General features: G+C 43.0%; 23 protein-coding genes and 1 pseudogene. 19 read left to right on the forward strand and 5 right to left on the reverse strand.

All coding sequences use genetic code 11. The annotated features are described in order from the left end of the window. Nucleotides 1–27 precede the first annotated feature (27 nt). Together ACT3S4_RS09130 and ACT3S4_RS09135 are read right to left on the reverse strand one after the other, a co-directional pair. Nucleotides 28–1,509, reverse strand: a complete 1,482-nt coding sequence (locus tag ACT3S4_RS09130; RefSeq protein WP_444760926.1) for an aldehyde dehydrogenase family protein — start codon at nucleotides 1,507–1,509, stop codon at nucleotides 28–30. 45 nt (nucleotides 1,510–1,554) lie between these two features. After that, nucleotides 1,555–2,787 carry a flavin-containing monooxygenase gene (locus ACT3S4_RS09135; RefSeq protein ID WP_444760927.1) on the reverse strand — a complete coding sequence of 411 codons (1,233 nt, stop codon included), beginning with the start codon at nucleotides 2,785–2,787 and terminating at the stop codon, nucleotides 1,555–1,557. Nucleotides 2,788–3,041: 254 nt separating this feature from the next. Between ACT3S4_RS09135 and ACT3S4_RS09140 the strand changes: the two genes are divergently transcribed. The 4 genes from ACT3S4_RS09140 (at nucleotide 3,042) to argE (ending at nucleotide 6,382) form a co-directional block, all read left to right on the forward strand. Beyond that, nucleotides 3,042–3,455 carry a RidA family protein gene (locus tag ACT3S4_RS09140; RefSeq protein ID WP_110924355.1) on the forward strand — a complete coding sequence of 138 codons (414 nt, stop codon included), beginning with the start codon at nucleotides 3,042–3,044 and terminating at the stop codon, nucleotides 3,453–3,455. A 53-nt stretch (nucleotides 3,456–3,508) separates the two neighbouring features. After that, entirely contained in the window at nucleotides 3,509–4,183 is a 675-nt protein-coding gene (locus ACT3S4_RS09145; protein ID WP_444760928.1) for a DUF1028 domain-containing protein, read from the forward strand. 84 nt (nucleotides 4,184–4,267) lie between these two features. Further along, entirely contained in the window at nucleotides 4,268–5,200 is a 933-nt protein-coding gene (locus ACT3S4_RS09150) for a LysR family transcriptional regulator (protein ID WP_444760929.1), read from the forward strand. Between the two features lie 36 nt (nucleotides 5,201–5,236). Then, a complete protein-coding gene (gene argE, locus ACT3S4_RS09155; RefSeq protein ID WP_444760930.1) occupies nucleotides 5,237–6,382 on the forward strand; it encodes an acetylornithine deacetylase in 1,146 nt (381 codons plus the stop codon). Nucleotides 6,383–6,452: 70 nt separating this feature from the next. Here the strand turns inward: argE and ACT3S4_RS09160 are convergent. After that, nucleotides 6,453–6,691 (reverse strand): annotated as a pseudogene (locus ACT3S4_RS09160) (DDE-type integrase/transposase/recombinase); the annotation flags it as partial. Between the two features lie 70 nt (nucleotides 6,692–6,761). Here ACT3S4_RS09160 and ACT3S4_RS09165 point away from each other — a divergent pair. Then, on the forward strand, nucleotides 6,762–7,076 hold the full coding sequence (locus tag ACT3S4_RS09165; RefSeq protein WP_444760931.1) for a hypothetical protein: 315 nt from the start codon (nucleotides 6,762–6,764) through the stop codon (nucleotides 7,074–7,076). A 275-nt stretch (nucleotides 7,077–7,351) separates the two neighbouring features. Here ACT3S4_RS09165 and ACT3S4_RS09170 read toward each other — a convergent pair whose 3' ends face one another. Then, on the reverse strand, nucleotides 7,352–7,729 hold the full coding sequence (locus ACT3S4_RS09170) for a hypothetical protein (protein ID WP_444760932.1): 378 nt from the start codon (nucleotides 7,727–7,729) through the stop codon (nucleotides 7,352–7,354). 140 nt (nucleotides 7,730–7,869) lie between these two features. On the opposite strand from ACT3S4_RS09170, the gene ACT3S4_RS09175 reads away from it, so the two are divergent. Continuing rightward, nucleotides 7,870–8,190, forward strand: a complete 321-nt coding sequence (locus ACT3S4_RS09175; RefSeq protein WP_444760933.1) for a helix-turn-helix domain-containing protein — start codon at nucleotides 7,870–7,872, stop codon at nucleotides 8,188–8,190. 18 nt (nucleotides 8,191–8,208) lie between these two features. Continuing rightward, a complete protein-coding gene (locus ACT3S4_RS09180) occupies nucleotides 8,209–9,468 on the forward strand; it encodes a type II toxin-antitoxin system HipA family toxin (RefSeq protein WP_444760934.1) in 1,260 nt (419 codons plus the stop codon). A gap of 337 nt (nucleotides 9,469–9,805) precedes the next feature. Here the strand turns inward: ACT3S4_RS09180 and ACT3S4_RS09185 are convergent, their stop codons facing one another. Continuing rightward, on the reverse strand, nucleotides 9,806–11,422 hold the full coding sequence (locus ACT3S4_RS09185; protein WP_193837052.1) for an NAD(P)/FAD-dependent oxidoreductase: 1,617 nt from the start codon (nucleotides 11,420–11,422) through the stop codon (nucleotides 9,806–9,808). A gap of 580 nt (nucleotides 11,423–12,002) precedes the next feature. On the opposite strand from ACT3S4_RS09185, the gene urtA reads away from it, so the two are divergent. The 12 genes from urtA to ACT3S4_RS09245 all read left to right on the forward strand — a co-directional run bounded on the left by urtA (nucleotide 12,003) and on the right by ACT3S4_RS09245 (nucleotide 24,665). Beyond that, a complete protein-coding gene (urtA, locus tag ACT3S4_RS09190; protein WP_201560966.1) occupies nucleotides 12,003–13,313 on the forward strand; it encodes an urea ABC transporter substrate-binding protein in 1,311 nt (436 codons plus the stop codon). 136 nt (nucleotides 13,314–13,449) lie between these two features. Next, complete coding sequence (gene urtB, locus ACT3S4_RS09195; protein ID WP_201560954.1) at nucleotides 13,450–15,249, forward strand: urea ABC transporter permease subunit UrtB; 1,800 nt, start codon at nucleotides 13,450–13,452, stop codon at nucleotides 15,247–15,249. 10 nt (nucleotides 15,250–15,259) lie between these two features. Then, nucleotides 15,260–16,330: an urea ABC transporter permease subunit UrtC gene (gene urtC / locus ACT3S4_RS09200; protein ID WP_444760935.1), complete on the forward strand. Its 1,071-nt coding sequence runs from the start codon at nucleotides 15,260–15,262 to the stop codon at nucleotides 16,328–16,330. Continuing rightward, the gene (gene urtD / locus ACT3S4_RS09205) at nucleotides 16,330–17,295 is read left to right on the forward strand and encodes an urea ABC transporter ATP-binding protein UrtD (protein WP_109589715.1); all 966 of its coding nucleotides are present in this window, start codon (nucleotides 16,330–16,332) and stop codon (nucleotides 17,293–17,295) included. Before urtC ends, urtD begins: the two co-directional genes overlap by 1 nt. 46 nt (nucleotides 17,296–17,341) lie before the next feature. Continuing rightward, nucleotides 17,342–18,040, forward strand: coding sequence for an urea ABC transporter ATP-binding subunit UrtE (urtE, locus tag ACT3S4_RS09210; RefSeq protein ID WP_109589713.1), 699 nt, complete (start codon nucleotides 17,342–17,344; stop codon nucleotides 18,038–18,040). A gap of 44 nt (nucleotides 18,041–18,084) precedes the next feature. Beyond that, nucleotides 18,085–19,074 carry an urease accessory protein UreD gene (locus tag ACT3S4_RS09215; RefSeq protein WP_444760936.1) on the forward strand — a complete coding sequence of 330 codons (990 nt, stop codon included), beginning with the start codon at nucleotides 18,085–18,087 and terminating at the stop codon, nucleotides 19,072–19,074. A gap of 136 nt (nucleotides 19,075–19,210) precedes the next feature. After that, nucleotides 19,211–19,513, forward strand: coding sequence for an urease subunit gamma (gene ureA, locus ACT3S4_RS09220; protein ID WP_010200554.1), 303 nt, complete (start codon nucleotides 19,211–19,213; stop codon nucleotides 19,511–19,513). A 74-nt stretch (nucleotides 19,514–19,587) separates the two neighbouring features. After that, entirely contained in the window at nucleotides 19,588–21,720 is a 2,133-nt protein-coding gene (gene ureC, locus ACT3S4_RS09225) for an urease subunit alpha (RefSeq protein ID WP_201560958.1), read from the forward strand. Between the two features lie 74 nt (nucleotides 21,721–21,794). Continuing rightward, on the forward strand, nucleotides 21,795–22,382 hold the full coding sequence (ureE, locus tag ACT3S4_RS09230) for an urease accessory protein UreE (protein WP_201560959.1): 588 nt from the start codon (nucleotides 21,795–21,797) through the stop codon (nucleotides 22,380–22,382). Continuing rightward, the gene (locus ACT3S4_RS09235) at nucleotides 22,375–23,190 is read left to right on the forward strand and encodes an urease accessory protein UreF (RefSeq protein WP_201560960.1); all 816 of its coding nucleotides are present in this window, start codon (nucleotides 22,375–22,377) and stop codon (nucleotides 23,188–23,190) included. The genes ureE and ACT3S4_RS09235 overlap by 8 nt, the downstream gene beginning before the upstream one ends. A gap of 38 nt (nucleotides 23,191–23,228) precedes the next feature. Continuing rightward, the gene (ureG, locus tag ACT3S4_RS09240) at nucleotides 23,229–23,882 is read left to right on the forward strand and encodes an urease accessory protein UreG (protein WP_201560961.1); all 654 of its coding nucleotides are present in this window, start codon (nucleotides 23,229–23,231) and stop codon (nucleotides 23,880–23,882) included. Nucleotides 23,883–23,987: 105 nt separating this feature from the next. After that, a complete protein-coding gene (locus ACT3S4_RS09245; protein WP_201560962.1) occupies nucleotides 23,988–24,665 on the forward strand; it encodes a HupE/UreJ family protein in 678 nt (225 codons plus the stop codon). The last annotated feature ends 73 nt before the right edge of the window (nucleotides 24,666–24,738 follow it).

A 24,738-nucleotide genomic window follows, 5' to 3' on the forward strand; every position in this document is an offset into this window, starting at 1 on the left:
ATGCCAAATAAAAATAACCATTGACCTTTATTTCAAGTACCAGCCCAAAGGTGCTTCACTGTGGTATGTCGTGATTTGTTTGGTTTCTAAATAATTATCCAGACCCCACGTGCCCAACTCTCGTCCTATGCCACTCTGTTTGTAACCGCCCCAAGGTGCTTGTAGAAATAGCGGCTGTGAGCAATTGACCCAGATAATACCTGCTTGCAGATTTCGAGCGACACGATTGGCTCTGTCAATGTCTTTAGAAATAACGCCAGCGGCCAGACCCAGCTCTGAGTTATTGGCACTTGCAACGGCTTCTGCTTCATCTGTAAAACGACGAAGGGCAACGATAGGCCCAAAAATCTCATCTGTCCAGATAGGATGGTCTTCAGGAACATCGCCAAAAACGGTCGGCTCAATAAAATAGCCTTTATCAAATCCGCTGGCTCGTTTGCCACCAGTTAAAACATTGACACCGTCAGACCTACCTTTTTCAAGCGTAGCCATAACAGCGTCATACTGTTTTTTATTGACAACAGGCCCCAACTGAACCCCTTTATCCATACCGTTACCAATGACGATTTTTTCAGCTTCTTGTACTAAGCGCGCTGTCAATTCATCATAGATGCCGTCTTGAACTAATACTCTTGAGGTTGCAGAACAGACTTGGCCTTGGTTCCAAAAAATACCAAACATAATCCATTCGACTGCTGTCTCAATATCAACATCATCAAAAATAATGAGTGGTGATTTTCCGCCAAGCTCAAGGCTAATTTTCTTCACCGTATTTGCAGCTGATCGCATAATCTGCTTGCCGACTGGGCCACTACCAGTAAAGGCAACTTTATCAACTGCAGGATGCTCGCATAAGATCGGGCCTATTTTTGAGCCATGACCGGTGACGATATTTAATACGCCATTAGGTAACCCAACTTTTTGACAGATACGGCCAAGCTCTATGGCAGTCATTGAGGTAACTTCTGCAGGTTTTAATACCATAGTACAACCCGCTGCTAAAGCAGGAGCGACTTTCCACGCTGCCATATCTAGTGGAAAATTCCATGGAATAATGGCACTGACTACTCCTAATGGCTCTTTACGAACTAGGCAGCTATAACCCTCACTATGAATCTCTATTTCAGACTCTTGATTGTTATCAAAATCTTCTGCTAGGTTGGCATAAAACTCAAAACAATCGATTACACCGTTCATATCCAACTGAGCTTCTGTAAAAGGCTTGCCGTTGTCTTGTACTTCTAACTGCGCCAAAAAATCCAAATTATCTCTGATCTCTTTGGCAATAGCGCGCAGATACTTCGCACGCTGTGAGCCTGTGAGTCCAGACCAACTACCGTTATCAAATGCTTCTCTAGCGGCTATAATAGCGGCTTCTGCATCTTCGACAGACGCGTTAGCAATGTCAGTAATCACACTTTCATTACTAGGGTCGATATTAGCGATAGTGGCTCCGGTTGATGGTGTCACCCATTTGCCGTCAATATAGAGTTCGTTGTATGTGTTCATCAATTATTCCTATAGAAATTTGGTTTGTTGGCGTATTTAGCGTCCTTAACTATACTCGTGATATTTTTTCTTAATAGCGATATGTTCAGCAATGCGCCCAGCATCATGCCAAACACCCCAAATAAAGGATGAGCCCTGCCCTGACAAGAAAGGCAAGCCGACAAAATAAATACCAGTTGCTGACGTGACACCGCGATTATGTAGTGGGCGACCGACTTCATCCAACACATCAACCTCTAACCAGCTGTAGTCATATTTAAAACCAGTTGCCCAAATCACGCTAGTGATGTTACTTTCACTGAAATCTATCGATAAACTCGGATTTCTGATAGATTCAGGTAACGCTAAGAACTCACGGGCTGCTGGCTCTTCAGGTAGATCTAAACCGTTGTCTTCAACATATTTATCTGCCACATCTAAAAGCGCCAAATAGTTTTGCTCTGCTTCATTGACGTTTTCGAATAAATCATCATTGAACGTTAGCGTGTCGCCTGAAAATGATTTTGTTAAGCCTAATAAATGAATACCATCATGAGCCAGTTTACGGAAATCAACTGTTTCTCCGCCATTCATACCGCTGACAGCAAAGCCTTTTAATGGTCCATCATTTGGTTTTTCTTTGTCCCAACCGCCTAACACGCCTAACCACCAAACATTGTCACGACCTCTATAGCGTCTTGGTGGACGTTCATGCGCACCAACAGACAAATAAACTTTTTTGCCAGCAGCGTTTAATTCTTTAGCAATCTGTACGCCTGATGAGCCACTACCAATTACTAAGACAGCACCCTCTGGCAATTGTTCAGGATTCTTATAACTATCCGAGTGAATTTGTTGCACGTTGGCGGTTGAAGCAATAATCGGTGGAATAGAAGGTACTTGGAACGCCCCCGTTGCTACCACGATTCGTTTGGCTTCTAACTCGCCCTCTGAGGTAGTGATGTGATAGCCTTGTCTGCCCTGTAAAGGCGTAACCTTAGTAACCGCAACACCTGTTTGAACAGGGGCATTGATATGTTCGGCATATTTTTGGAAGTAATCCGCAACCTTGTCATGATGAATAAACCCTTCTTGGTCATCCTCAAACAGCATGCTAGGAAAGCGATCATGCCAGCAAGGTCCGTTGGCAACTAAAGAGTCCCAGCGGCGAGTACGCCATGCTTCTGCAATACGATTCTTTTCTAAGACAATGTGCTCAATGCCTTCCTTAGACAGGTGCTCACTCATTGCAATACCAGCTTGTCCACCGCCAATTACTAACGTATCCGTCGTCTGCATTATTTTCTCCAGTAAATTAATGTCTATCTACATCCTATGTGAAACAACAACAATTTAAATAACTCTTTTAATAACTATTGCTTCAGAAAAACAAAATCAATAGAAAATCCATAAGTAAGTGATGGTGCCTAAAATCAGTTCGCTTCTCTGGTTTATTATTTCTGAATCAGAAGTACAAAAAATCAGAATAGATAAGGTTTCAGAGTTTACCTATACTAAATTTTCTTCATTTATTTAACTAAAGGGTACAGAACATGAAACATGAAAGGATTCGCTGCTTCAACACCAAAGAAACTTACCCCGAACAAAGTATAGACAATGATCTGTGTCAGGCAGTCGTTGCTAGAGGGCGTACTGTTTTTCTTCGAGGTCAAATTGGACAAAATCTCGAAACCACAGAAAGCGTTTGCCTTGCCGATGTGGCAGGACAGACGGAAAGAGCGATGTACAACATTGATATGCTATTAAAAGAAGCAGGTGGTGAACTAGAAGATATCTGCAAAATCACGATTTATATCGTTGATCCACGCTATCGTGAAGACGTTTACCGTGTCGTCGGCAAGTGGCTAAAAGGCGTATACCCGGTCTCTACCGGTATTGTAGTCACGGCATTAGCCAGACCTGAGTGGCTAGTAGAAGTAGACGCCACTGCTGTCATTCCTGACTAACGCAGACCTAGACCTAAACTATCAGGTAAACACTATTGCATTTGGAGATTAACATGACCTTTTCTATTATTGCTCGCTGTAAAAAAACAGGACAAATTGGAGGTGCCGTGTCATCTTCTTCACCTGCAGTTGCGTCACGATGTTTGCATGGCCGCGCTGGGGTCGGCATGGTAATGAGTCAAAATATTACTGATCCTATGCTGGGTACCAAAATTCTCGATGCTTTAGAGAAAGGTGACACGCCAGAGAACGCTATTAAACGTTTGGTTGAAACTGAAGACTTTATACAGTATCGCCAGTTGGTTGCTTTGAATAATAAAGACAAAGGCGCGGTATTCAGTGGCGAGCAGACGTTAGGCGTTCATGGGCATTTCATCAGCACAGATGTGGTTAGTGCCGGAAACTTGCTCGATAACGATACTGTGCCACAAGCGATTGTTGAGGCATTTGAGCAGACTGATGGATCCCTAGCAGAGCGCCTGTTGGTGGCTATGAAAGCAGGTTTGTCTGCTGGCGGTGAAGCTGGACCTGTTCATTCCGTTGGCTTGATGGTTATGGCTAAAGACATACAGTGGCCTATCGTCGACTTACGATTAGACTGGTCAGAGAACCCAATTGATGATTTAGCGACTGCTTGGCAAGTTTATGAGCCACAAATGAATGACTATATAGCAAGAGCTGTTGATCCAACGACTGCACCAAGTTACGGCGTGCCTGGCGATTTGTGAATAAAATAGTGTAATACGATGCGTTATGTTTAATAATTGAGGGTACAGTGACAGTACCCTTTTATTAAATAGATGAGTATATACATGAACCGCCGAATCTCTTTACGTCAGATGGAATATTTCGTTGGTGCTGCCAAGCATGGCAGCATCCTAGCCGCTTCAGAAGAAGTGCATATCTCGTCGCCATCGATTTCGGCCGCTATTGCTCATATTGAAAAAGAATTAGAGGTGCAGCTTTTTATTCGGCAACACGCAAAAGGTCTACAGCTAACCCCAGTAGGCGAAATACTCAAAAAAAAATGCCAAAGAATTCTAGATGAAACATCAGATTTATATGCTTGGGCTGCTGAGATCTCTAGTGAGGTAAAAGGCAAATTGAAGCTGGGTTGTTACATTGGTGCTGCACCAACGTTGTATTCCGAAGTGATTCAACATTATTCGCAAACCTTTGAACAAGTCGAGATCGATTTGAACCTAGATACGCCTCGTATGCTGATGATGTCCCTGCTCTCTAATAAGTTGGATTTGGCACTGACCTTCGATTTACAAATTGATGAGAAGCAGGTGAACTTTCAGCCACTAGCGAGCTTGCCACCTTATGCCTTAGTTTCTGCGAACCATCCTTTAGCATCGGAAAAGTCCGTTACCCTAAAAACTTTGTCCAAACTGCCTATGGTTTTATTAGATATCCCCTACAGTTATGAGTATTTTTTATCACTTTTTGAGCAGCAAGGTCTAACACCGGATATTCATACCCAAAGTCATTATGTTGAGATTGTCAAAACAATGGTCGCCAATGAATTGGGATACAGTATTTTTAATACAAGACCTAGGGTCAATACTGCTATGGATGGCAAAGAGTTAGTACGCATACCAATCCAAGGGAATCTGAGACCAATGAAAATAGGTATTATGACGCCAATTAATGCACACAACACACTATTGGTTAAATCCTTTATTCAACACTGTCAGCGTTGTTTTGCAGATGGCAATATCCCCGGAATGAGCGCCTTATAACAACGACCAATAACATTCAAATTTAAGAGGTTATTTATGTCATTAATAAAGAAAGACAGCAGCATAGAAATATTGAAAACACTGATTGGTTTTGACACAACTTCTTATAAAAGCAACTTATCTTTAATCGAATCCATCAAATCCCTATTCGACAGCTATGGCATTTCTGTGGTTGTCGATTATAACGAAGAAGGCAACAAAGCCAACTTATTTGCTACAACTGGTCCAGTAGAGGAACACGGTGTCTTATTATCAGGGCATACCGATGTTGTTCCTGCTAATAAAGATCACTGGGAGAGCGATCCTTTCATTGCTGATGAACGTGATGATAAAATTTACGGGCGCGGTTCGACGGACATGAAAGGCTTTATCGCTTGTGTGATTAGAATAATGTGCCAAGCCAGCCAGCAGAAACTGACTATCCCGCTGCATGTATGCTTATCTTTTGATGAAGAAATTGGTTGCTTGGGCGTTAGAAATATCTTGCCTCAGTTGCCAACGTTGATTAAGACGCCACGGTTTTGCGTGATTGGTGAGCCTACCTCGATGCAAATAGCATTAGGGCATAAAGGCAAGGCAGTTTATCAAGCGCGTTGTAGTGGAGAGAATGGGCATTCTTCTATGGCACCCAATTACCGCAATGCGATTCATGTTGCTACACAAGTAGTGACGTCATTGATAGACAGCCAAAATGAACTGGCTCGTAGCGGACAACGTGATGAAGAGTATGATATTCCTTACACCACTATTCATGTTGGGAAAATTCAAGGTGGTACCGCGTTAAACGTGATTTCAGACAGCTGTACCATAGATTACGAGATACGGCACATAGCAGAAGACAGTATTGACACGATTACCGATATCATCAATACAAACCTGCAAAGACACTCTCACAGTCAATATGCCAATATCCACTTTATGAATGCTTATCCAGGGTTAAGTACCAGTCATGAGCATCCTGAATTAAAATTTTTGAAATCCCTACTCTCAGATGATACCACCGTTGGGAAGATATCTTTTGGGACAGAAGGTGGTTTGTTTTCTCAAACCTTTGATAGCCCTATTTTTGTTTGTGGGCCAGGTTCTATGGAGCAAGGGCATAAACCCAATGAGTATGTAGAAGTCTCTGAAATGGATAAGTGTGACTTGTTTTTAGAGAACTTATTAAAACAGCTGAAATAGCGTCAAATCTGCTTAATTCTCTGAAACTCATTGAAAAAGTAAAATGTACAATTAGTCGTTGGTTGGCTCATTTATTCTTGATTGCCGTATTGAACACATGGCGTACTAAATTAGCGGTCATGCGTTCAATACGACATAGCCTAACAGCTCTTTAGTGTAGAAATCTTTAACACCCACCAAGTTTAGCCAACCCTAGTTTGCCCATATGTCAGTAATATCACTAACCCAAGCTTCATTAGGTCGATTAGTATTAAATGTTTGGTTTAGAAGGTTTAGATAGACCAACCTGTTATGATTTGATTTAAGCGTATTCATAATTTGGGTACGCTTTTTTTAATATCTATTACATATTTATGAGTGCTCTTATTTTTCGGGGAGATTGCCCTTCTACCGAGATGCGGTACGTGCTCAAGCAAAGGATGCATATGCTGCTATTTACCGCACTGAGCTGGTGCTTGATAGTTTGATTGATTTGGCCAATAGTCAGGGTCACGAAATAAGTGATGTGGAGAGCTTATATCAGTTTAGTCAAATGGCGCGTATACCTACGCACTTAAGTCTTGGCAAGAATAAGGGTAAGGTTATTACAGATTTGGCTGCGAGCTTTGAAGGTACTGGCTATATTAAATGGCGGCTTAAACAGAACGGTGTTGACCTTTATTTAGCTCAAGCATGCCAGCAAGCATTAGAGTAGTTATAAATACACTGACGTAGTCAATTTTATAGTCAAGCTATACTGAAAATTGAGATCCATACTAGAAATAGTTAACGCTAAAGCAGATCAAGTCTTATTAAAATTATAACTTATTAGGTAGTAAACCCATCAATATTATGGTGTTTAAAACATCATCAATATCTGCATATGCCATATAACAATCTTACTCTGACAAGTCGGAAAAGCTCTATATACTATTATCTATATAATGTAGAGGGCTGGGGTATGAAACTTACTTTTCTTAGGTGATGCTATTAATATCGGGGTTTGACTGATAGACAGCTACCCAGCAAGGATGACTTGCCTTTAATATAAGGCATGAATGCGAAAGTAAACTTTTCGCTCAGCTCACCTGTTAGGTAAATATGGTCAATATCGAAACAAGGAGTTGAAGCAGGATCAGCGCTCTGAGAACTGGTGGGCACTATAGAAGTGGAAGGTGCTTGTTGATACGTATCAGTATTTATATTGACATTGGGCTTAACCAGTTGTTGCTGTTTTAAGGCTTCACTACGCTGCTCTTGGTACTGCTCAGGCGTAATCGCATTGGCATTGACACCCATACAAATGCTGACCGTTAAAAGGCTTAAAGTAGGGCCAGCTATATCTGTTCTCAAAATATTTGTATACATAAGTCCACCATTTTTATAGTGAAAGAATTATGTATAGGACAAGTACTTATTGCAAGTATTTTTTCTAATTATTAGCTTTATAAAAACAAGAATTCATATTTGAATGGCTAAGTGCTAAAATAGTATTTTAACACTCTTATATGAATGATTATATTATGGACATAAGATTTGATTTTTATACACCAAGTGAGATTTCTCAGATTTTAGGTGAACGCTTAAAAATGCAGCGACTGGCATTAAACTTAACACAAGCCGCTTTAGCAGATAAGGCTGGTACTGGCATCAGTACTGTTGCTCGTATTGAGTCTGGTCAGGGCGGTACACTAGACAATATAATCAGGCTCGCTATGGCTCTTGGCATGGTAAATCACTTTTCTGAATTATTTGATGTAGTACCTACCAATATAGAAGATGTTATCGCTAAACAAAATCCACGCTTGCGCGCCTCAAACAAAAGCTGATATAAGGTAGCCATTTCAATGTATCAACCGATATCAATAGTCAATATTTACTACCAAGGATTCGGAGACAAACGTCTTATCGGTAAATTAACGATGGATGGACGACGCCCTACCTTTGGCTATGATGCGGCGTGGCTGACTGATGGACTGGATTTATCACCAATTGAGATGCCCTTACGATCAGCACCTTATTATGGTACTCATGCGTCGAGCCATTACCTATGCGGATTATTATCAGACAGCTTACCTGATGGTTGGGGAATGCTGCTAATGGATAGATTCTTTCGAAAAACAATGTCTCATGCTACGTCAATCAATGTTTTAGATCGCCTCGCTTATATCGGTAATTCAGCAATGGGAGCACTTAGTTTTGAGCCACAACAAGACCTGTCAGGCGCTGATATCGACATCACTGATTTTACTTTAGCCAAACTGGCCGCTGCCAATCAATCGATTTTATCTGGACAAGATAGTGACATATTGGCTGAGCTCATCGCCATCGGTGGCTCACCACAAGGTGCAAGACCAAAAGCACTTGTCTTATATGATGAAGCAACCGAGTTTATTGCTACGGACTTAACAAGCGAACAGCCATCCGCAACGCCGTGGCTGATTAAGTTCCCTGCCCAATCTGAGCATAAAAGCGTTTGTCTATTAGAATCACTTTATGCTGATAAGGCTAAGCAAGCAGGCCTAAACATGCCTGCGCATCATTATTTTGATATCGGTGAAAAACATGCTGCTTTTGGGGTTGAGCGTTTCGACCGTATGGGCAATCAACGCGTTCATACTCATACGCTAGCAGGTTTATTAGACATTGATTTTCGCATCCCATCACTAGATTATCTGCAGTATTTACGCTGCGTGCGTATGTTGACCCAATCACAAGTTGCTGTAGAAGAGGGTTTTAGACATGCGGTGTTTAATGTCATCTTTAATAATAAAGACGATCATAGCAAAAACTTCTCTTTTATGATGAACAAGGCTGGCAGGTGGTCGTTATCGCCTGTCTATGATCTCGCTTATAACTCAGGTATGAATGGTTATCATCAGATGGACATAGCAGGTGAAGCTCAGCATCCTACCCTTTCACACTTATTAAAGTTGGCTAAACTTGCTGATATTAAGCAAAACAAAGCACAAGCTATTATTGATCAGGTAGCATCAGTTGCTGAAGATTTTTTGACTGTTATTAGAGACCACAACATCGAGAAAGAATTATCCAATCAGGTCATTCGTGATATAAAAGCCAATATCAATCGGATGGCAAATCAATAGACCATAGGAAGTTGTTAAATTTGTTGTTAAAATTAATACATATAGACCCAAAAGCCTTATATAAAAAGACTTTTACTAAGTTAGTCGTTGCGTGGTGGGCGCACCAACAAACATTGTCAAAAGTAATCAAAAGACCTCACAGCCTATCAGTTGTGGGGTCTTTTAATGTCTTATCGCATCATAACATTGCATAACTGACGATGTATTTTCATACAACATACCTTCAACACACAAAAAAGCCTTTCAAGCTTTATATTTTATAGCTTGAAAGGCTTTACCGATCACATGCTTTTATCTAAGTGAGCGTTTTAATATTAGAGTTCACCTAAAGCCGCTCTTAATCTATCTTCAACATCGATTTTGCCACGGCTTCTGCCACTTTTATGCCATCAATCCCTGCTGACAATATGCCACCTGCGTAGCCAGCGCCTTCGCCTGCAGGGAATAAGCCTTCGGTGTTAATGCTTTGGAATTCTTTATTACGTTTAATACTGATTGGTGACGATGTTCTGGTTTCTACACCAGTGAGTAACCCATCATCAGATGAAAATCCTTGGATTTTCTTATTAAACGCTGGAATGGCTTCACGTATGGCATCCACGGCAAAGTCAGGTAATGCTTTGCTTAAGTCGGTTAAGGTAATGCCCGGTGTGTAAGAGGGTTTTACATCGCCCAATTCTGAGTTTGGTTTACCTTTTAAGAAATCACCAATGGTTTGCGCTGGTGCACTGTAGTCTTTGCCGCCTAATTCAAACGCTAAGGTTTCTAGTTGTCTTTGTAATTCGATACCAGCAAGGGGGTGGTTTGGGTAATCTTGCTCTGGGTCGATGCCTACCACAATGGCACTGTTGGCGTTGCGCTCGTTTCTTGAATATTGACTCATACCATTAGTGACCACACGGCCTTCTTCTGATGCGGCGGCAACCACGGTTCCGCCTGGACACATACAGAAGCTATAGACAGAACGACCATTTTTGCAATGATGAACCAGTTTATAATCCGCAGCGCCTAGTATTTCGTTTCCAGCATTGTCACCAAAGCGTGCTTGGTCTATGGTTGACTGTTTATGTTCAATTCTAAAGCCAATCGAGAAAGGTTTTGCTTCAACATACACGCCTTTATCATAGATCATTTGGAAGGTATCACGGGCGCTATGACCAACAGCTAAAACAACATGGTTCGTTTTTAAGGTTTCGCCAGTATTAAGTGTCACGCCTGTTACTTTTGAGTCAGTGATGTGCAAGTCGTCTACGCGAGTAGCAAAACGGACTTCCCCACCGAGTGCTATGATCTCGGCACGCATTTTTTCTACCATGGTGACTAACTTATAAGTACCTATGTGCGGTTTACTGACAAATAAAATCTCCTCTGGTGCGCCAGCTTTTACAAACTCGGTCATGACTTTACGGCCATAATGATTGGGATCTTTCACTTGGCTATATAATTTACCGTCAGAAAAAGTACCTGCTCCGCCTTCACCGAATTGTACGTTAGATTCTGTGTTTAATTTACGCTGACGCCAAAAACCAAAGGTATCTTTGGTGCGTTGTCTGACTTCATTACCACGTTCAATGATAATAGGCTTAAAACCCATTTGAGCAAGGGTAAGTGCTGCTAATAACCCACAAGGTCCAAAACCAATAACAACAGGACGCTCAGTTAAATGCTCTGGCGCTGCACCTACATATTTGTAGCTGGTATCTGGTGTGGCTTTAACATGATTGTCTGACTCAAACTGAACCAGTAAATCATTGGTCAAATCCGAGTCGGTCAGTGTGATATCTAGCGTATAAATTAATTGGATATTTCTTTTATTACGAGCATCATAACCACGTTTAAACATCACAAATGACGCCATTTTCTCAGCAGAAATTTTAAGTTTTGTGGTTATTGCTGTTGTTAACTCTTCAGGTGCATGATTTAACGGCAATTTAATTTCAGTTAAACGTATCATTGGTTACTCATAAACTCGTGTAGAAAACAGTCTCGCATTTTACTGGTACTGATACAAATAAGCGAATAAATATTTTACTTACGCAGGGTAAATTTACGGTTTCTTCAGCATAGATCAGCACCCTATTATAAAAACTAAATGTCAGACTTCATCCCAAGCTAGCTACCAAGCGTAATGGCTAACGTGCTTTAGCTAAAAAAACTTATCTTTAGTTGCGTTAATATCATTTAGTACGTTTGCTTCTTAATTTCCTTCTGTTCACACTTTCTGAACTCAAAAAAACATCGCTTCTGATATCGTCATATTTTATACCGCTTTAGCATTTCTTAACCAGACATAAATGGTGCATAGAAAATCATAAAAACCATCATGGTGCGAAAAAAGTGCAATATCTCCTAAAAAGACCGATATTGGTGCATTTGTCTAGTATTTTATATTGGCATAGATATTGAAGTATTAATAGCAGTTAGGAATGGCTCGTTCACTCGGCCTACCAGGCTGCTACTTTATCTTTCTGGAGAAATATATGTCTTTATTGCCAACGCTTATCACTGCTACTCCTATCAGTACAAATTATCGTATCGACTCAAAATTGACATCACGTTTGTCTCTGCTAGCAGTAGCCGTTGTCGGCAGCTTAAGTCTTATAGGTTGTCAAAAACCTGCGGAAACCAGTGCAGAAACCAATTCTACAGCCACAAAAACCGAAACGGCCGAGATCGCTACTACCCCTGTGGCAGATGGTGACACCATCAAAGTTGGTATCTTGCATTCTTTATCTGGGACGATGGCCATCTCTGAAACATCATTAAAAGATACTGCGCTCATGACCATTGATGAAATTAATGCCAATGGCGGTGTGTTGGGTAAGCAGCTAGAGCCAATCGTCGTAGATCCCGCTTCTGATTGGCCGTTATTCGCTGAAAAAGCACGTCAGCTGTTAACTCAAGACAAAGTGGATGTGATATTTGGTGGTTGGACGTCGGTATCACGTAAGTCCGTGCTGCCTGTCGTTGAAGAGTTAAATGGCCTCATGTTCTACCCTGTTCAGTACGAGGGTCAAGAGCAGTCAGAAAATATCTTCTACACTGGTGCTGCACCTAACCAACAAGCCATTCCTGCCGTTGAATACTTAATGAGTCCAGAGGGTGGTAGTGCAGAACGCTTTGTCTTACTTGGGACCGATTATGTCTATCCTCGGACTACTAACCAGATACTGCGTGCTTTTTTAAAGTCTAAAGGAGTCGCTGAAACAGACATCATGGAAGAGTACACCCCTTTCGGTTTTAGCAACTATCAGACCATCGTTGGTAATATTAAAAGCTTCTCTACCGGTAAAAAGACGGCGGTTATCTCTACCATTAATGGGGATTCAAACGTACCCTTTTATCGCGAGCTTGCCAACCAAGGCATTAAAGCATCTGATATTCCAGTCATGGCATTCTCAGTAGGAGAAGAAGAGCTTCGCGGTATCGATACCAGCTTATTGCAGGGGCATTTGGCATCATGGAACTACTTTATGTCGGTTAAAAATCCTGTCAACAGCGACTTCACTAAAAAATATAAGAAATATGCGCTGGATCATAAGCTACCCAATGCTGACAAGGTCGTGACCAATGATCCTATGGAAGCCACCTACGTGGGTATCAATATGTGGAAACAAGCAGTCGAAAAAGCTGGTACGACTAATGTCGATAAAGTGCGTATTAGTATGGGAGGTCAGACTTTTGACGCGCCATCAGGGTACACGCTGAAAATGGATGAGGAAAACCATCATTTATGGAAGCCTGTCATGATCGGTCAAATCCGTGCCGATGGTCAGTTCGATGTAATCAGCAAAACGCCAACAGTCATTCGTGCTGAGCCATGGAGTCAGTACATCCCTAAATAAGTTTATGGTCACCCAAGCCTCAGTCCATAATCCTTAGCCCCTTAATGGTATCAATACCAGCAACCCTTTAACCTCTACTGATAAAACAGTTTTTAGTAGAGGTTAAAGGAGTGTTGACTGCAAAAAAGGAACCATCATGTCACATTACTCTTCCTATTATAAAAGTGACGCGCAAGCCAATTATTTTAACAAAACTTTTATCATCGCCTTACTATCTTTACTCCTTCTCATTGCTATCACATCGCCTGCTCATGCTCACGAGACATCAGCAGTACACAGCCATGGCGAGAAACTATCGACTAATACTGTGGCAGCGACATCCAATGCTGTAAGTGAAGAGACCTTACTTGCTCAAGACGACACCTTGCTTGCTCAAAACAAGCAGTCTCTAACAACATCAGCTGATCTTGCGATAAGTAAAGGGGATGCTATCGAACAGTTCGTTGCTGCTGACTTCACCATTCGCCAAACCATGCTCAACCAGTGGCCGGGGTCAGTTGAGAGTTTGGATACTTTAGTTGAGCTGATAAAAAACGATGAGCTGTACCAAGGTAATGGTGGGCAAACCTACCTACTTAACAGCGAAGATGAGCTATTTACTTATCCTGCTAAGCAGCTGACCACCGAGTGGCCTAGTGACTTGGCGCAAGTGACTTTGACCAATACGCTACGCTCAGCCTTAGTATTTGGACAAGCCAAGGTTAAGCTTGAGTCAAACGATCCTACGCAACGTGTGCAGGCAGTTGCCATCTTAGCGGACAATATCGAACAGCTAGATCCAGTACTTATAAGTACTGCTGCCGCTAATGAGCAAGACGACGATGTCAAAACGGCGCTGAGTATTTTACAAGCAAGAATTGATTTTAGAGATGGCGACGTCACCAAGCAAATTGCCGCGCTTACCGTGCTTGCTGATAGCGATAGCCCACAAGTATTAGTGGATGTTAAAAAAGCATTGGCGGCAGATGATATCGATCCTGTGCTCAAATCTGCGCTGTTAGACGCTGAGGATAGTATTGAGCAGCGCATTACCATCAGTACTTGGATAGGTCATCTATTCACGGGGCTTAGTACGGCAAGCATCTTACTACTCGCAGCATTAGGGCTGGCCATTACTTTTGGGCTACTGGGTGTCATCAATATGGCTCATGGTGAGCTCATTATGATTGGTGCTTACGCCACTTATATGGTGCAAAATCTCTTTCAAGCGTATTTTCCTAGTATGACTGGATGGTATCTGGTTGCTGCTATACCCGTCGCTTTTTTAGTTAGTGCCATTATTGGCATGGTTATCGAACGAATCATTATTCGCCCGCTTTATGGTCGTGAGCTTGAAACCTTACTGGCAACCTTCGGTGTCAGTCTGATTCTCATGCAGTTGGTTCGGATGATATTTGGCGCACAAAACGTCGAAGTCAGCAATGTCGACTGGTTGAGCGGTGCATATCAAGTATCCTCGAGCCTTGTGCTCCCCTTCAATCGTATCGCTATTATCGGCTTTACCATCATCATTCTTATGCTATTGGTGTACTTACTGAACAAGACTCGCTTTGGGCTATTTGTGCGCGCTGTGACTCAAAACCGGCAAATGGCACGTGCAGTTGGTATCTCCTCTGCTCGCATCGACATGTTGGCATTCGGCCTTGGTTCAGGGTTGGCCGGTCTCGCTGGCTGCGCTCTAGCACAAGTGGGTAACGTCGGACCCGACTTAGGTCAAACTTATATTATTGATGCGTTCTTAGTCGTCGTGGTTGGCGGTGTTGGGCAAGTATGGGGCGCGGTATTGGCATCTTTAGGTCTTGGTGTCAGTGGTACGGTGCTTGAGATTGGCATTGGTGCTGTGATGGCTAAGATTGTGTTACTGGTTCTTGTGATTTTGTTTATTCAAAAACGTCCACAAGGTTTATTCGCCCTCAAAGGCCGTTTTGTGGATTAAGGAGAACCTCATGCGTTTGACTCAATTATTATCTGATTCCCCACGTAATGCTATTTTGATTGGTTTGTGTTTTTTAGTGCTACTGATATTGCCTTGGCTCCATTTGTTACCTGAAACCTCTAGTTTTCACCTGTCTGCTTATTGGATAACTTTGATTGGTAAAATAATGGCGCTCGCCATGGTAGCACTGGCTTTAGACTTGGTCTGGGGCTATGCCGGCATTCTAAGCTTAGGTCATGGTCTTTATTTTGCGCTAGGAGGTTATGCTTTTGGTATGTACTTGACGCGTGAAACTGCTGGCACGGGCTTGCCAGATTTTATGCGTTTTTTGAGTTGGACCGAATTGCCGTGGTACTGGGCAGGCACTCAACATTTCTGGTGGGCGATGGCTTTAGTGGTGCTAGTTCCCGGTCTGGTCGCTTTTATCTTTGGCTATTTTGCTTTTCGCTCAAAAATCAAAGGGGTTTATTTTTCGATTATCACCCAAGCCATGACCTATGCTGCCGCCTTATTATTCTTCCGTAACGAAACAGGCTTCGGTGGTAACAATGGCTTCACAGGTTTTACCACGCTATTAGGCTATGACATCACCGCCTCTTCAACGAGGGCTGTGCTGTGTTTTACGACTGCTTTGGCGCTGCTACTGTCCTATCTTGGACTACGCTATCTGATGAGCCAGCCTTATGGGCGTGTGCTTGGTGCCATCCGTGATAGTGAAAATCGCTTGCAATATCTAGGCTATCGCACGCTTTGGTACAAGCTTTCAGCTTGGGTATTGTCTGCAATGATAGCTGGTATCGCTGGTGCTCTATATGTACCGCAAGTTGGTATCATTAACCCAGGCGAGATGAACCCCGTCAACTCTATCGAGATGGCAGTCTGGGTGGCTGCTGGAGGCAGAGGTTCATTAATCGGTGCCATTGTAGGCGCTGGTACAGTCAATGTGATTAAAACCTATTTTACCGTCGCCTACCCAGAGTTCTGGTTGCTTATTCTAGGCGGATTATTTGTAGTGGTTACTATATTTCTCCCTAACGGCATCATTGGCGTACTTGATCGTCTTAAGAAGGAAAAAGAATAATGTCAATAATATGTAATAATGCTGCTTCCCAAAAAACGGCTAACGATGGACTTATTAAAAATAAAAATGATTCTAGTATACATAAGCCAATGGGAAGTTTTGACAATACAAATAACATAACGATTGCAGAAAACACGCCTACCCGACCAGTCACTACTCTGACTGAAGATTACGGAGATAGTGGTGGCTTGGCGCATCCTGTTCCCAAATCAGGGCCGGATATGAGACATGGTATTGCGCTGTATTTAGAAGGCGTTAGCGTGTGGTTTGACTCGTTCCGCGCACTCAATGATTTATCTCTATACATTGAGGCAGGCGAGCTGCGCTGCATCATTGGTCCTAATGGTGCAGGTAAAACCACGTTAATGGATGTCATCACTGGTAAAACGCGCCCGACCACAGGTAGCGCATTTTTTGGTCAAGTACATAATTTAGCCAAACTATCTACCGAAGAAATAGCCGAAGCAGGCATTGGCCGTAAGTTTCAAAAACCCACCGTATTTGAGAAATTTACCGTACTTGATAACTTAATGCTGGCTGCACCAAAGGACAAACGGGTATCAAAAAGCTGGTTTACTAAAATTGACGCAGAAATCCAAGATACTCTTGACTCAACGCTTGATCAAATACGCCTAAAAGAGCTGATTAGCAAGCCAGCAGGATTATTGTCTCATGGTCAAAAGCAGTGGCTAGAGATTGGGATGTTACTGATGCAAAGACCAAAACTTATCTTACTTGATGAACCAGTAGCAGGCATGACAGATGCCGAAACGGAACATACCGCTGAGTTATGTCTGCGTCTTAAAAAGAATCACACCTTAATCGTGGTGGAGCATGACATGACTTTTATTGATGCCATCAGTGAGAAAGTGACGGTTTTGGCAAATGGCGCTATTTTGGCTGAAGGCACGTTGAGTGAAGTACAGAATAATGAGGCCGTTATTGAGACCTATCTAGGTCGATAATTGATAGTAGTACTTAGACATGGACCTAAAAAACAGAGGTGCTTATATGTTAGAAATCAATGCCATAAATCAATATTACGGTGGCAGTCACATTTTACGTGATGTCACCCTCGCCGCACCTGTAGGAGAATGTAGCGTGGTACTGGGTCGTAATGGCGTCGGTAAAACCACCTTGCTTAAATGTTTGATGGGCATCCTACCAATCAAATCAGGTGAGATTTTATTAGACGGTAAGGACATTAGTCAGATGACGCCTGAGCAGCGTGTGCGCGCAGGACTCGCTTATGTGCCGCAAGGACGCGATATATTTTCTACTTTGACCGTTGAAGAAAACATTCTGATTGGCATGGCGAAATTCTCTCAACGTAAAGCAAGTAAAGTACCCAAACACTTATATGATATATTTCCAGTGCTGGACGAAATGAAGCATCGCCGCGGTGGCGATTTATCTGGCGGTCAGCAGCAGCAACTTGCTATTGCTCGTGCGCTTGCATCAGAGCCTCGAGTACTAGTACTTGATGAGCCGACTGAAGGCATTCAGCCCTCTATCATCAAGGACATCGGGCGGGTCATTAGGGATTTAGGTTATCAAGGTGAAGTGGCTATTGTACTGGTCGAGCAGTTTTATGAGTTTGCAGAAGAGCTTGCCGATAACTATACCGTGCTTTCTAGAGGACAAGTGATAGCTCAAGGGGCTGGATGTGACATGGCAAAAAATAACATTCAAGAATTGGTGGCAATCTAGAAGGACACTTTCTAAAAAGACACTTTCTAAAAGGAAATACAGTTTTGACTTGGCAATCCTCACTACAGCTTCATTTCGACTGCGCCTCTAATGCTGCAAAAACTCGGCTGTGTCATCGTGCTCATACTGGCGCACTCATGGTGCAGCGCGCTCTGTATCCTGAGCCTGATAGTACTGATAACAGCCAAGCAGGGATTTGCCATATTTATGTATTATATCCTCCTGCTGGTATCGCCGATGATGACCACTTAACGTTGGAATTCAACCTAAAATCTAATAGCCATGCGGTGATTACTACTCCTGGAGCCGGAAAATGGTACGGGCAACGCCAATCATTACGATCCTCTAGACCCAGCGACTTATCAAAAGTTAACAACGGTACTCAATCGGCAAACAGCAACACCTCTAACGACTGTTTTAATGATGTTGTCAGCGCAGAACAGCATATCGACGCCCGCCTCGATGACCACGCTGTCCTTGAATGGCTACCCCAAGAAAGCATCTACTACGATTATTCCAACTCTAATGCCAATAACCGATTTTATTTAGCTAAGACAGCAAGTTTGTTGACTTGGGATATTGCGGTATTTGGACGTCAAGCGTATCAAGAGACTTTTGCTAATGGTCATTATGTTAACCGCTTAGAGATATGGCGTGAGAGTAATTTATTGGTCAGTGAGTGCACCTCCCAGCAAGCAAATACGCGCTGGTTTATCTCACCATTAGGACTGAACAATCAACATGTGCATGGCTCTTTTTGGGCAATACCTAGCACAGAGGTCATTGCGCCAGAACTACAGAATAATCCGCTCAAGCTCGGTCAATATTTAGATGCCACTATTACCGAGCTACGCCATCTCATTGATACGCAGTCACTACCCATTCACTGTACTCACAATTTTCAAGGTATTAATTGCCGTTATTTAGGAGCAGATGTGCGCGCTTGCTTCGAGGCTTTTTACCAAGTCCGCGAGCTTATTAGGTCTAAATGGTACACGCTTGAGCCTCATCGACCAAGGATTTGGGATACCTAATACCATGTGCTCCTGCATACTATCATCCTTGAACAAGGCTTAATCAAACTAGAGTGACTCTACTTATCCTATTTACTTGATAAAGATTAAAAACGAATCATAGTCTTCAAAAGACAATAATTATTAAGGAAGTTTTATGCAGTTAAATCCTACCGAAAAAGATAAGCTCTTACTATTTACCGCAGGCATGGTGGCGGAACGTCGTAAAAACCGCGGCGTCAAGCTCAATTATCCTGAGTCTATCGCTTATATCAGCATGTTACTGATGGAAGGCGCGCGTGATGGCAAAACCGTGGCGCAACTGATGAGTGAAGGAGCCACTTATCTCTCTGCCGATGACGTCATGGAAGGCATTGCAGAGATGATACATGATGTCCAAGTTGAAGCGACTTTCCCCGATGGCACTAAGCTAGTGACAGTGCATAACCCCATCGTATAGCTTGTTTGCTATGAAGCTGTATAAAACGATATTGAACTAGAGCCATTGCCATAAGACGATTAAGGATAATAAAAATGACGATAAAAGCAGGCGAATATAATATTAAAGCAGGCGATATGGCTTTGAATGCTGGTCGATATGTTCAAACCATAACGGTAATCAATACCGGCGACCGCCCTATTCAAATCGGTTCTCACTATCACTTCTATGAAGTCAATGCAGCACTGAGCTTTGATCGAGAGTCGACGCTTGGCTATCGACTCAATATCTTATCTGGTACTGCGGTACGCTTTGAGCCGGGCCAAGCGCGCGAAGTTGAGCTAGTCGCTATCGCCGGTAAGCGACACATTTATGGTTTTTCAGGCAAGGTTATGGGCGTTGTAGACCCTAAAACCTCTCAAAATACCTCAAAAAAACGCATTGACCGACGTATCTATGCCGAGCATTTTGGCCCTACCACAGGGGATAAAGTACGCTTAGCCGATACGAATTTATGGCTTGAGGTTGAGTATGATTTGACCAGTCATATTGATCACCAGCGTGATATTGATAGCATCAGCATTGGTGAAGAGGTTAAATTTGGTGGCGGCAAGGTAATCCGCGATGGTATGGGTCAATCACAGCTAATAGGTGAGCAAGTTGCCGATACTATTATTACCAATGCTTTGATTGTGGACTACAGCGGTATCTATAAGGCAGATGTCGCTATTAAGGGCGGTCGCATTAGCGGTATCGGTAAAGCCGGTAACCCTGATATTCAGCCTAACGTGACGTTACCTATTGGCGCTGCTACCGAAATTATCGCAGGAGAAGGTAAAATATTAACTGCTGGCGGGATCGATAGCCATATTCACTTCATTGCACCGCAGCAGTGTGAGACGGCATTAATGTCTGGTGTAACCACAATGTTAGGCGGTGGTACGGGACCTGCTGAAGGTACTCTTGCCACCACTTGTACTCCTGGTGCTTATCATATTCACAGCATGCTAAAAGCCACTGATGCTATTCCGATGAATATCGGATTCTTAGGTAAAGGCAATGTTAGTCTACCTGCCCCCATTGTAGAGCAGATTGAAGCGGGTGCTATCGGGCTTAAGCTTCATGAAGACTGGGGCTCCACGCCCAAAGCCATTGATAACTGCCTTAGCGTGGCTGAAGAATATGATGTGCAAGTGGCGATTCATACTGATACGTTAAATGAAAGCGGCTATTTAGATAGCACTCTAGGCGCGTTTAAAGACCGCTGTATTCACACCTTCCATACCGAAGGCGCTGGCGGCGGTCATGCCCCAGATATCTTAAAAGCTATTGGCGAAACCAACGTTTTACCCTCATCAACCAATCCAACGCGCCCTTTTACTATTAATACCATTGACGAGCATCTCGACATGCTCATGGTTTGTCACCACTTGAGCCCAGCCATTGCTGAAGATGTCGCTTTTGCAGAAAGCCGTATTCGTAAAGAAACCATTGCCGCCGAAGATATTTTACAAGACATGGGTGCCATCTCCATGATGAGTAGTGATTCGCAAGCGATGGGACGCGTGGGAGAAGTCATTATTCGCACGTGGCAAACAGCTGATAAAATGAAAGCCCAACGCGGTCATCTGGCTCCTGATCAATCAGCTAAAACTGAGCAAGCATTAGAAAATATCATGCTAAGTCCCACTGACTCTGATAGCAGCAATGATAATTTTCGTATCAAACGCTACCTCGCAAAATACACCATCAATCCTGCCATCACTCATGGCATTAGTGACGAAGTGGGATCCATTGAAGTAGATAAATGGGCGGATTTAATTTTATGGTCGCCTGCATTTTTTGGCGTAAAGCCCGACCTTATCATTAAAGGCGGCTTGATTGCGGCAGCGTCCATGGGCGACCTCAATGCTTCCATTTCAACCCCGCAGCCTGTGCACTATCGCAGCATGTTTGGCAGCTTGCCCAAAACAGTGGCGCAGACTTGCATCACCTTTATGTCAAGTGCGGCTATTGATAAGGGGGTTGCTAGACAACTAGGGTTAGAAAAGGTCATTAAAGCGGTACACAACATTCGTAAGGTACGTAAACAAGACATGAAGTTTAATAGCTACTGTCCTAAGATGGAGGTCAACCCGGAAACCTATGAAGTGTACGCCGATGGTGAGCTGCTGACCTGTGAGCCTGCCGACTATCTACCGATGGCACAGCGCTATTTTCTATTCTAGCTGCTTTTTATTGTCGTGCTGACAATCCACCATCAGCTGTCAACCATCTACTTTAACGGACTATAAACATAATTATGAACATTTATACGCAACGTCTTGATCTATCAACCCTTAGCGCTGAACAACAAGCAGTTATTGATAGGCAAAAACAGGCAGAAAACTTTTTATATTTAGATTTCGATACCCGTCAGCGTAGCCGTTTTAAAGCAGAAACTCAGCATCAAGAATCCATTGGTGTTGATTTGCCACGTACGGAAACCATTAAGAATGGCAGTGTTTTAGCAGACTATCAAGGCAACTTGATACAAATAATAGCTGCCAAGCAGGGATTAATCGAAGTGACTGCCGATAATGATTTTGACCTTATGAAGGGCGCTTACCATTTAGGCAACCGCCATGTGCCTTTAATGCTGACACCTAATGCACTCTACTTTGAGCCTGACCATGTTTTAGAAGCGATGTTACATCAACTTGGCCTACATACCCAAGCCGTACAAGCGCCATTTGAGCCAGAAACGGGTGCGTATAAAGGTGAGCACGGCGGACATTCTCACTCTCATAGCCACAATCGTGATCATAGTCATAGCCATGCACATAGTGATAACCATCAGCATAATCACTCTGACGCTCACAGCCATAGCCATGAGCATAATCATGACTAATCACGCCACACACTCACAGCAGACTACCCGTACCGCACAAGGTATAAATGATCTGAATAATACAGAGGTAACTGGACGTTTGCTCATGCTGGCGTCAAGCAACCTACCTATTGGCAGTTATACCTACTCGCAAGGCATAGAGCCTGCTATCGAGTCAGGGCTTATTCATGATGAAAGCAGTAGCATGGATTTTATGAGTGATTATTTGGAACTGGCATTGTGTCGTTATGAGCTACCGCTACTGGCTCTGATGATAGAAGCACTTATGATTAATGATGTGGCGCTGACTGATGCTTTAGGTGCCGATTACCACGCTAGCCGCGAAACCAAAGAATTCGTCTATGAGTCAAGTCAATTGGCACTGTCTTTATCCGCATGGTTAGATAATGTTCTTGAGCTCAATGTGCCTGATAGCTTACTCGTTCATGGTTTTTTGCCACTGTTTGCCCATATCAGCTCGCACTGGCAACTTAAGCCTGTACAAGCCATGACCACCTATGCCTTTGGTCAAATTGAAAACATGGTGCTGGCTGCGGTCAAAACCGTACCGCTTGGACAAATGGCAGGACAGCGCATCATTTGGCAGCTGCAACAGTTATTAAGTCAGCAAATACAGCCACTGGCTGCTAATGTCCAGCAAAAATTTTCGCACGCTCAACATATGGCGTTAATGACTGATCGCTCTGATATAACAACATTTAAGCTAAATCTTCTCTATCAACAGCTACATATGTCCGCCAACCTACCAAATTTAGCCATACTATCTTGTCAGCATGAAAGGCAATACAGCCGCCTATTTCGCTCTTAATCGCTAATAAACACAACTCTCATCAAGGAACTTTATCTATGGCACTAACACCCAAAGTCGAAAACAAAAATTTAGAAACGACGCTCTCTCCGCTACGTTTAGGCATTGGTGGCCCTGTAGGCTCAGGAAAAACGGCATTGACGCTGAGACTATGTCAACGCCTGCGGGATGACATCAATATGGCAGTGGTGACTAATGATATTTATACCAAAGAAGACTCTGAATTTTTAACCCGCAATGAGGCGATGCCAGCTGAGCGCATTCGCGGTGTTGAAACCGGTGGCTGCCCGCATACTGCCATTCGTGAAGATGCCTCAATTAACTTATCTGCCATCGCCGAATTACAGCAGCAATTTGCAGGTCTTGAGCTTATTATCATCGAGTCTGGTGGTGATAATTTGGCAGCAACTTTTAGCCCTGAATTGTCCGACTTGACACTATATGTCATTGACGTGTCTGCAGGCGATAAAATTCCTCGTAAAGGCGGCCCTGGTATCATGAAATCGGACTTGCTCATTATCAATAAAACCGACCTTGCCCCTTTCGTAGGCGCGTCACTTGAGGTGATGGCACGTGATGCCAAAAAAATGCGGGGCGATAAGCCTGTGGTCTTTAGCAACATGAAAACGGGTGAAGGCGTTGATGACATTGTTGCTTTTATCTTAGATAAAGGCATGTTAAGTGTGGCGTAGAATGCCTTAGGTGATGGCATCAATAAGTGCTCTACAAACCGCTGATGGATCAGTGGATTATCAGTCAGTTTTTATATCGATTTGTTTATTTATTAAGGATTTATCATGACAACAGACACAGCCAAAACGATGACACGCAAAAACCTCTTCCAAAAAACCACCATGATCAGTGGCTTAGCACTGTTATCATTACTACCAACACTCGCATTTGCTCACCCTGGGCATGAGTTGATGGCAGCAGATGGCTCATTTAGCCTTTCAATATTGTCTGGTATCATGCACCCTTTGACTGGGTTCGACCATCTGATGTTAGCGCTTGGCATGGGGATGCTATTTACTCAAATGCACAGCTTTAAAAAAGGCTTTGTAGCACTATTAATTGGTCTAGTAACAGGATTTGTACTGAGTTTAAGTGTGAGCTTGAATAGCGTGTTTATTGAATATGGCATTCTACTCTCTATCGTACTACTGACCATGGCACTTATGAGCCGCTACTTTAATGTGGCATTGAATCAAAACCACGAGATGTCCGTCAAAACCGTGTATAAATCCTTAGTCATTGGCTTTGGTGCGCTTGCTATGTTCCACGGTGCAGCTCATGCAATCGAAGTGCCTGCAAACAGTAATACCGCTGGCTTCTTTACGGGTATGATTATTGCCATGCTAGGTCTATATACTATCGGCAAAGGATTTGCCACTTATCTAAACACTCACCTGCAAGACAGTTTGATTATTCAACGTGTTATAGCTGTTGTCGGTTTATGCGGTGTGCTGTTAGGGTAACTTTGTTAATTTATACACAGAGTTATTGAACACGGTAGTAAGTTGAAGTGTAATGCACGCAGGTGACATTATA

This window comes from Psychrobacter sp. AOP30-A2-5, from assembly GCF_052378115.1.
GTDB lineage: Bacteria > Pseudomonadota > Gammaproteobacteria > Pseudomonadales > Moraxellaceae > Psychrobacter.

Coding starts and splice junctions, on each gene's coding strand:
- ureA (WP_010200554.1), top strand. CDS start 19,211: ATGCAGTTAAATCCTACCGAAAAAGATAAGCTCTTACTATTTACCGCA.
- ACT3S4_RS09140 (WP_110924355.1), top strand. CDS start 3,042: ATGAAACATGAAAGGATTCGCTGCTTCAACACCAAAGAAACTTACCCC.
- ACT3S4_RS09235 (WP_201560960.1), top strand. CDS start 22,375: ATGACTAATCACGCCACACACTCACAGCAGACTACCCGTACCGCACAA.
- urtB (WP_201560954.1), top strand. CDS start 13,450: ATGTCACATTACTCTTCCTATTATAAAAGTGACGCGCAAGCCAATTAT.
- urtE (WP_109589713.1), top strand. CDS start 17,342: ATGTTAGAAATCAATGCCATAAATCAATATTACGGTGGCAGTCACATT.
- ACT3S4_RS09150 (WP_444760929.1), top strand. CDS start 4,268: ATGAACCGCCGAATCTCTTTACGTCAGATGGAATATTTCGTTGGTGCT.
- ACT3S4_RS09145 (WP_444760928.1), top strand. CDS start 3,509: ATGACCTTTTCTATTATTGCTCGCTGTAAAAAAACAGGACAAATTGGA.
- argE (WP_444760930.1), top strand. CDS start 5,237: ATGTCATTAATAAAGAAAGACAGCAGCATAGAAATATTGAAAACACTG.
- ACT3S4_RS09130 (WP_444760926.1), bottom strand. CDS start 1,509: ATGAACACATACAACGAACTCTATATTGACGGCAAATGGGTGACACCA.
- ureG (WP_201560961.1), top strand. CDS start 23,229: ATGGCACTAACACCCAAAGTCGAAAACAAAAATTTAGAAACGACGCTC.
- urtD (WP_109589715.1), top strand. CDS start 16,330: ATGTCAATAATATGTAATAATGCTGCTTCCCAAAAAACGGCTAACGAT.
- ACT3S4_RS09135 (WP_444760927.1), bottom strand. CDS start 2,787: ATGCAGACGACGGATACGTTAGTAATTGGCGGTGGACAAGCTGGTATT.
- ureC (WP_201560958.1), top strand. CDS start 19,588: ATGACGATAAAAGCAGGCGAATATAATATTAAAGCAGGCGATATGGCT.
- ACT3S4_RS09180 (WP_444760934.1), top strand. CDS start 8,209: ATGTATCAACCGATATCAATAGTCAATATTTACTACCAAGGATTCGGA.
- ureE (WP_201560959.1), top strand. CDS start 21,795: ATGAACATTTATACGCAACGTCTTGATCTATCAACCCTTAGCGCTGAA.
- ACT3S4_RS09185 (WP_193837052.1), bottom strand. CDS start 11,422: ATGATACGTTTAACTGAAATTAAATTGCCGTTAAATCATGCACCTGAA.
- ACT3S4_RS09175 (WP_444760933.1), top strand. CDS start 7,870: ATGAATGATTATATTATGGACATAAGATTTGATTTTTATACACCAAGT.
- urtC (WP_444760935.1), top strand. CDS start 15,260: ATGCGTTTGACTCAATTATTATCTGATTCCCCACGTAATGCTATTTTG.
- ACT3S4_RS09245 (WP_201560962.1), top strand. CDS start 23,988: ATGACAACAGACACAGCCAAAACGATGACACGCAAAAACCTCTTCCAA.
- ACT3S4_RS09170 (WP_444760932.1), bottom strand. CDS start 7,729: ATGTATACAAATATTTTGAGAACAGATATAGCTGGCCCTACTTTAAGC.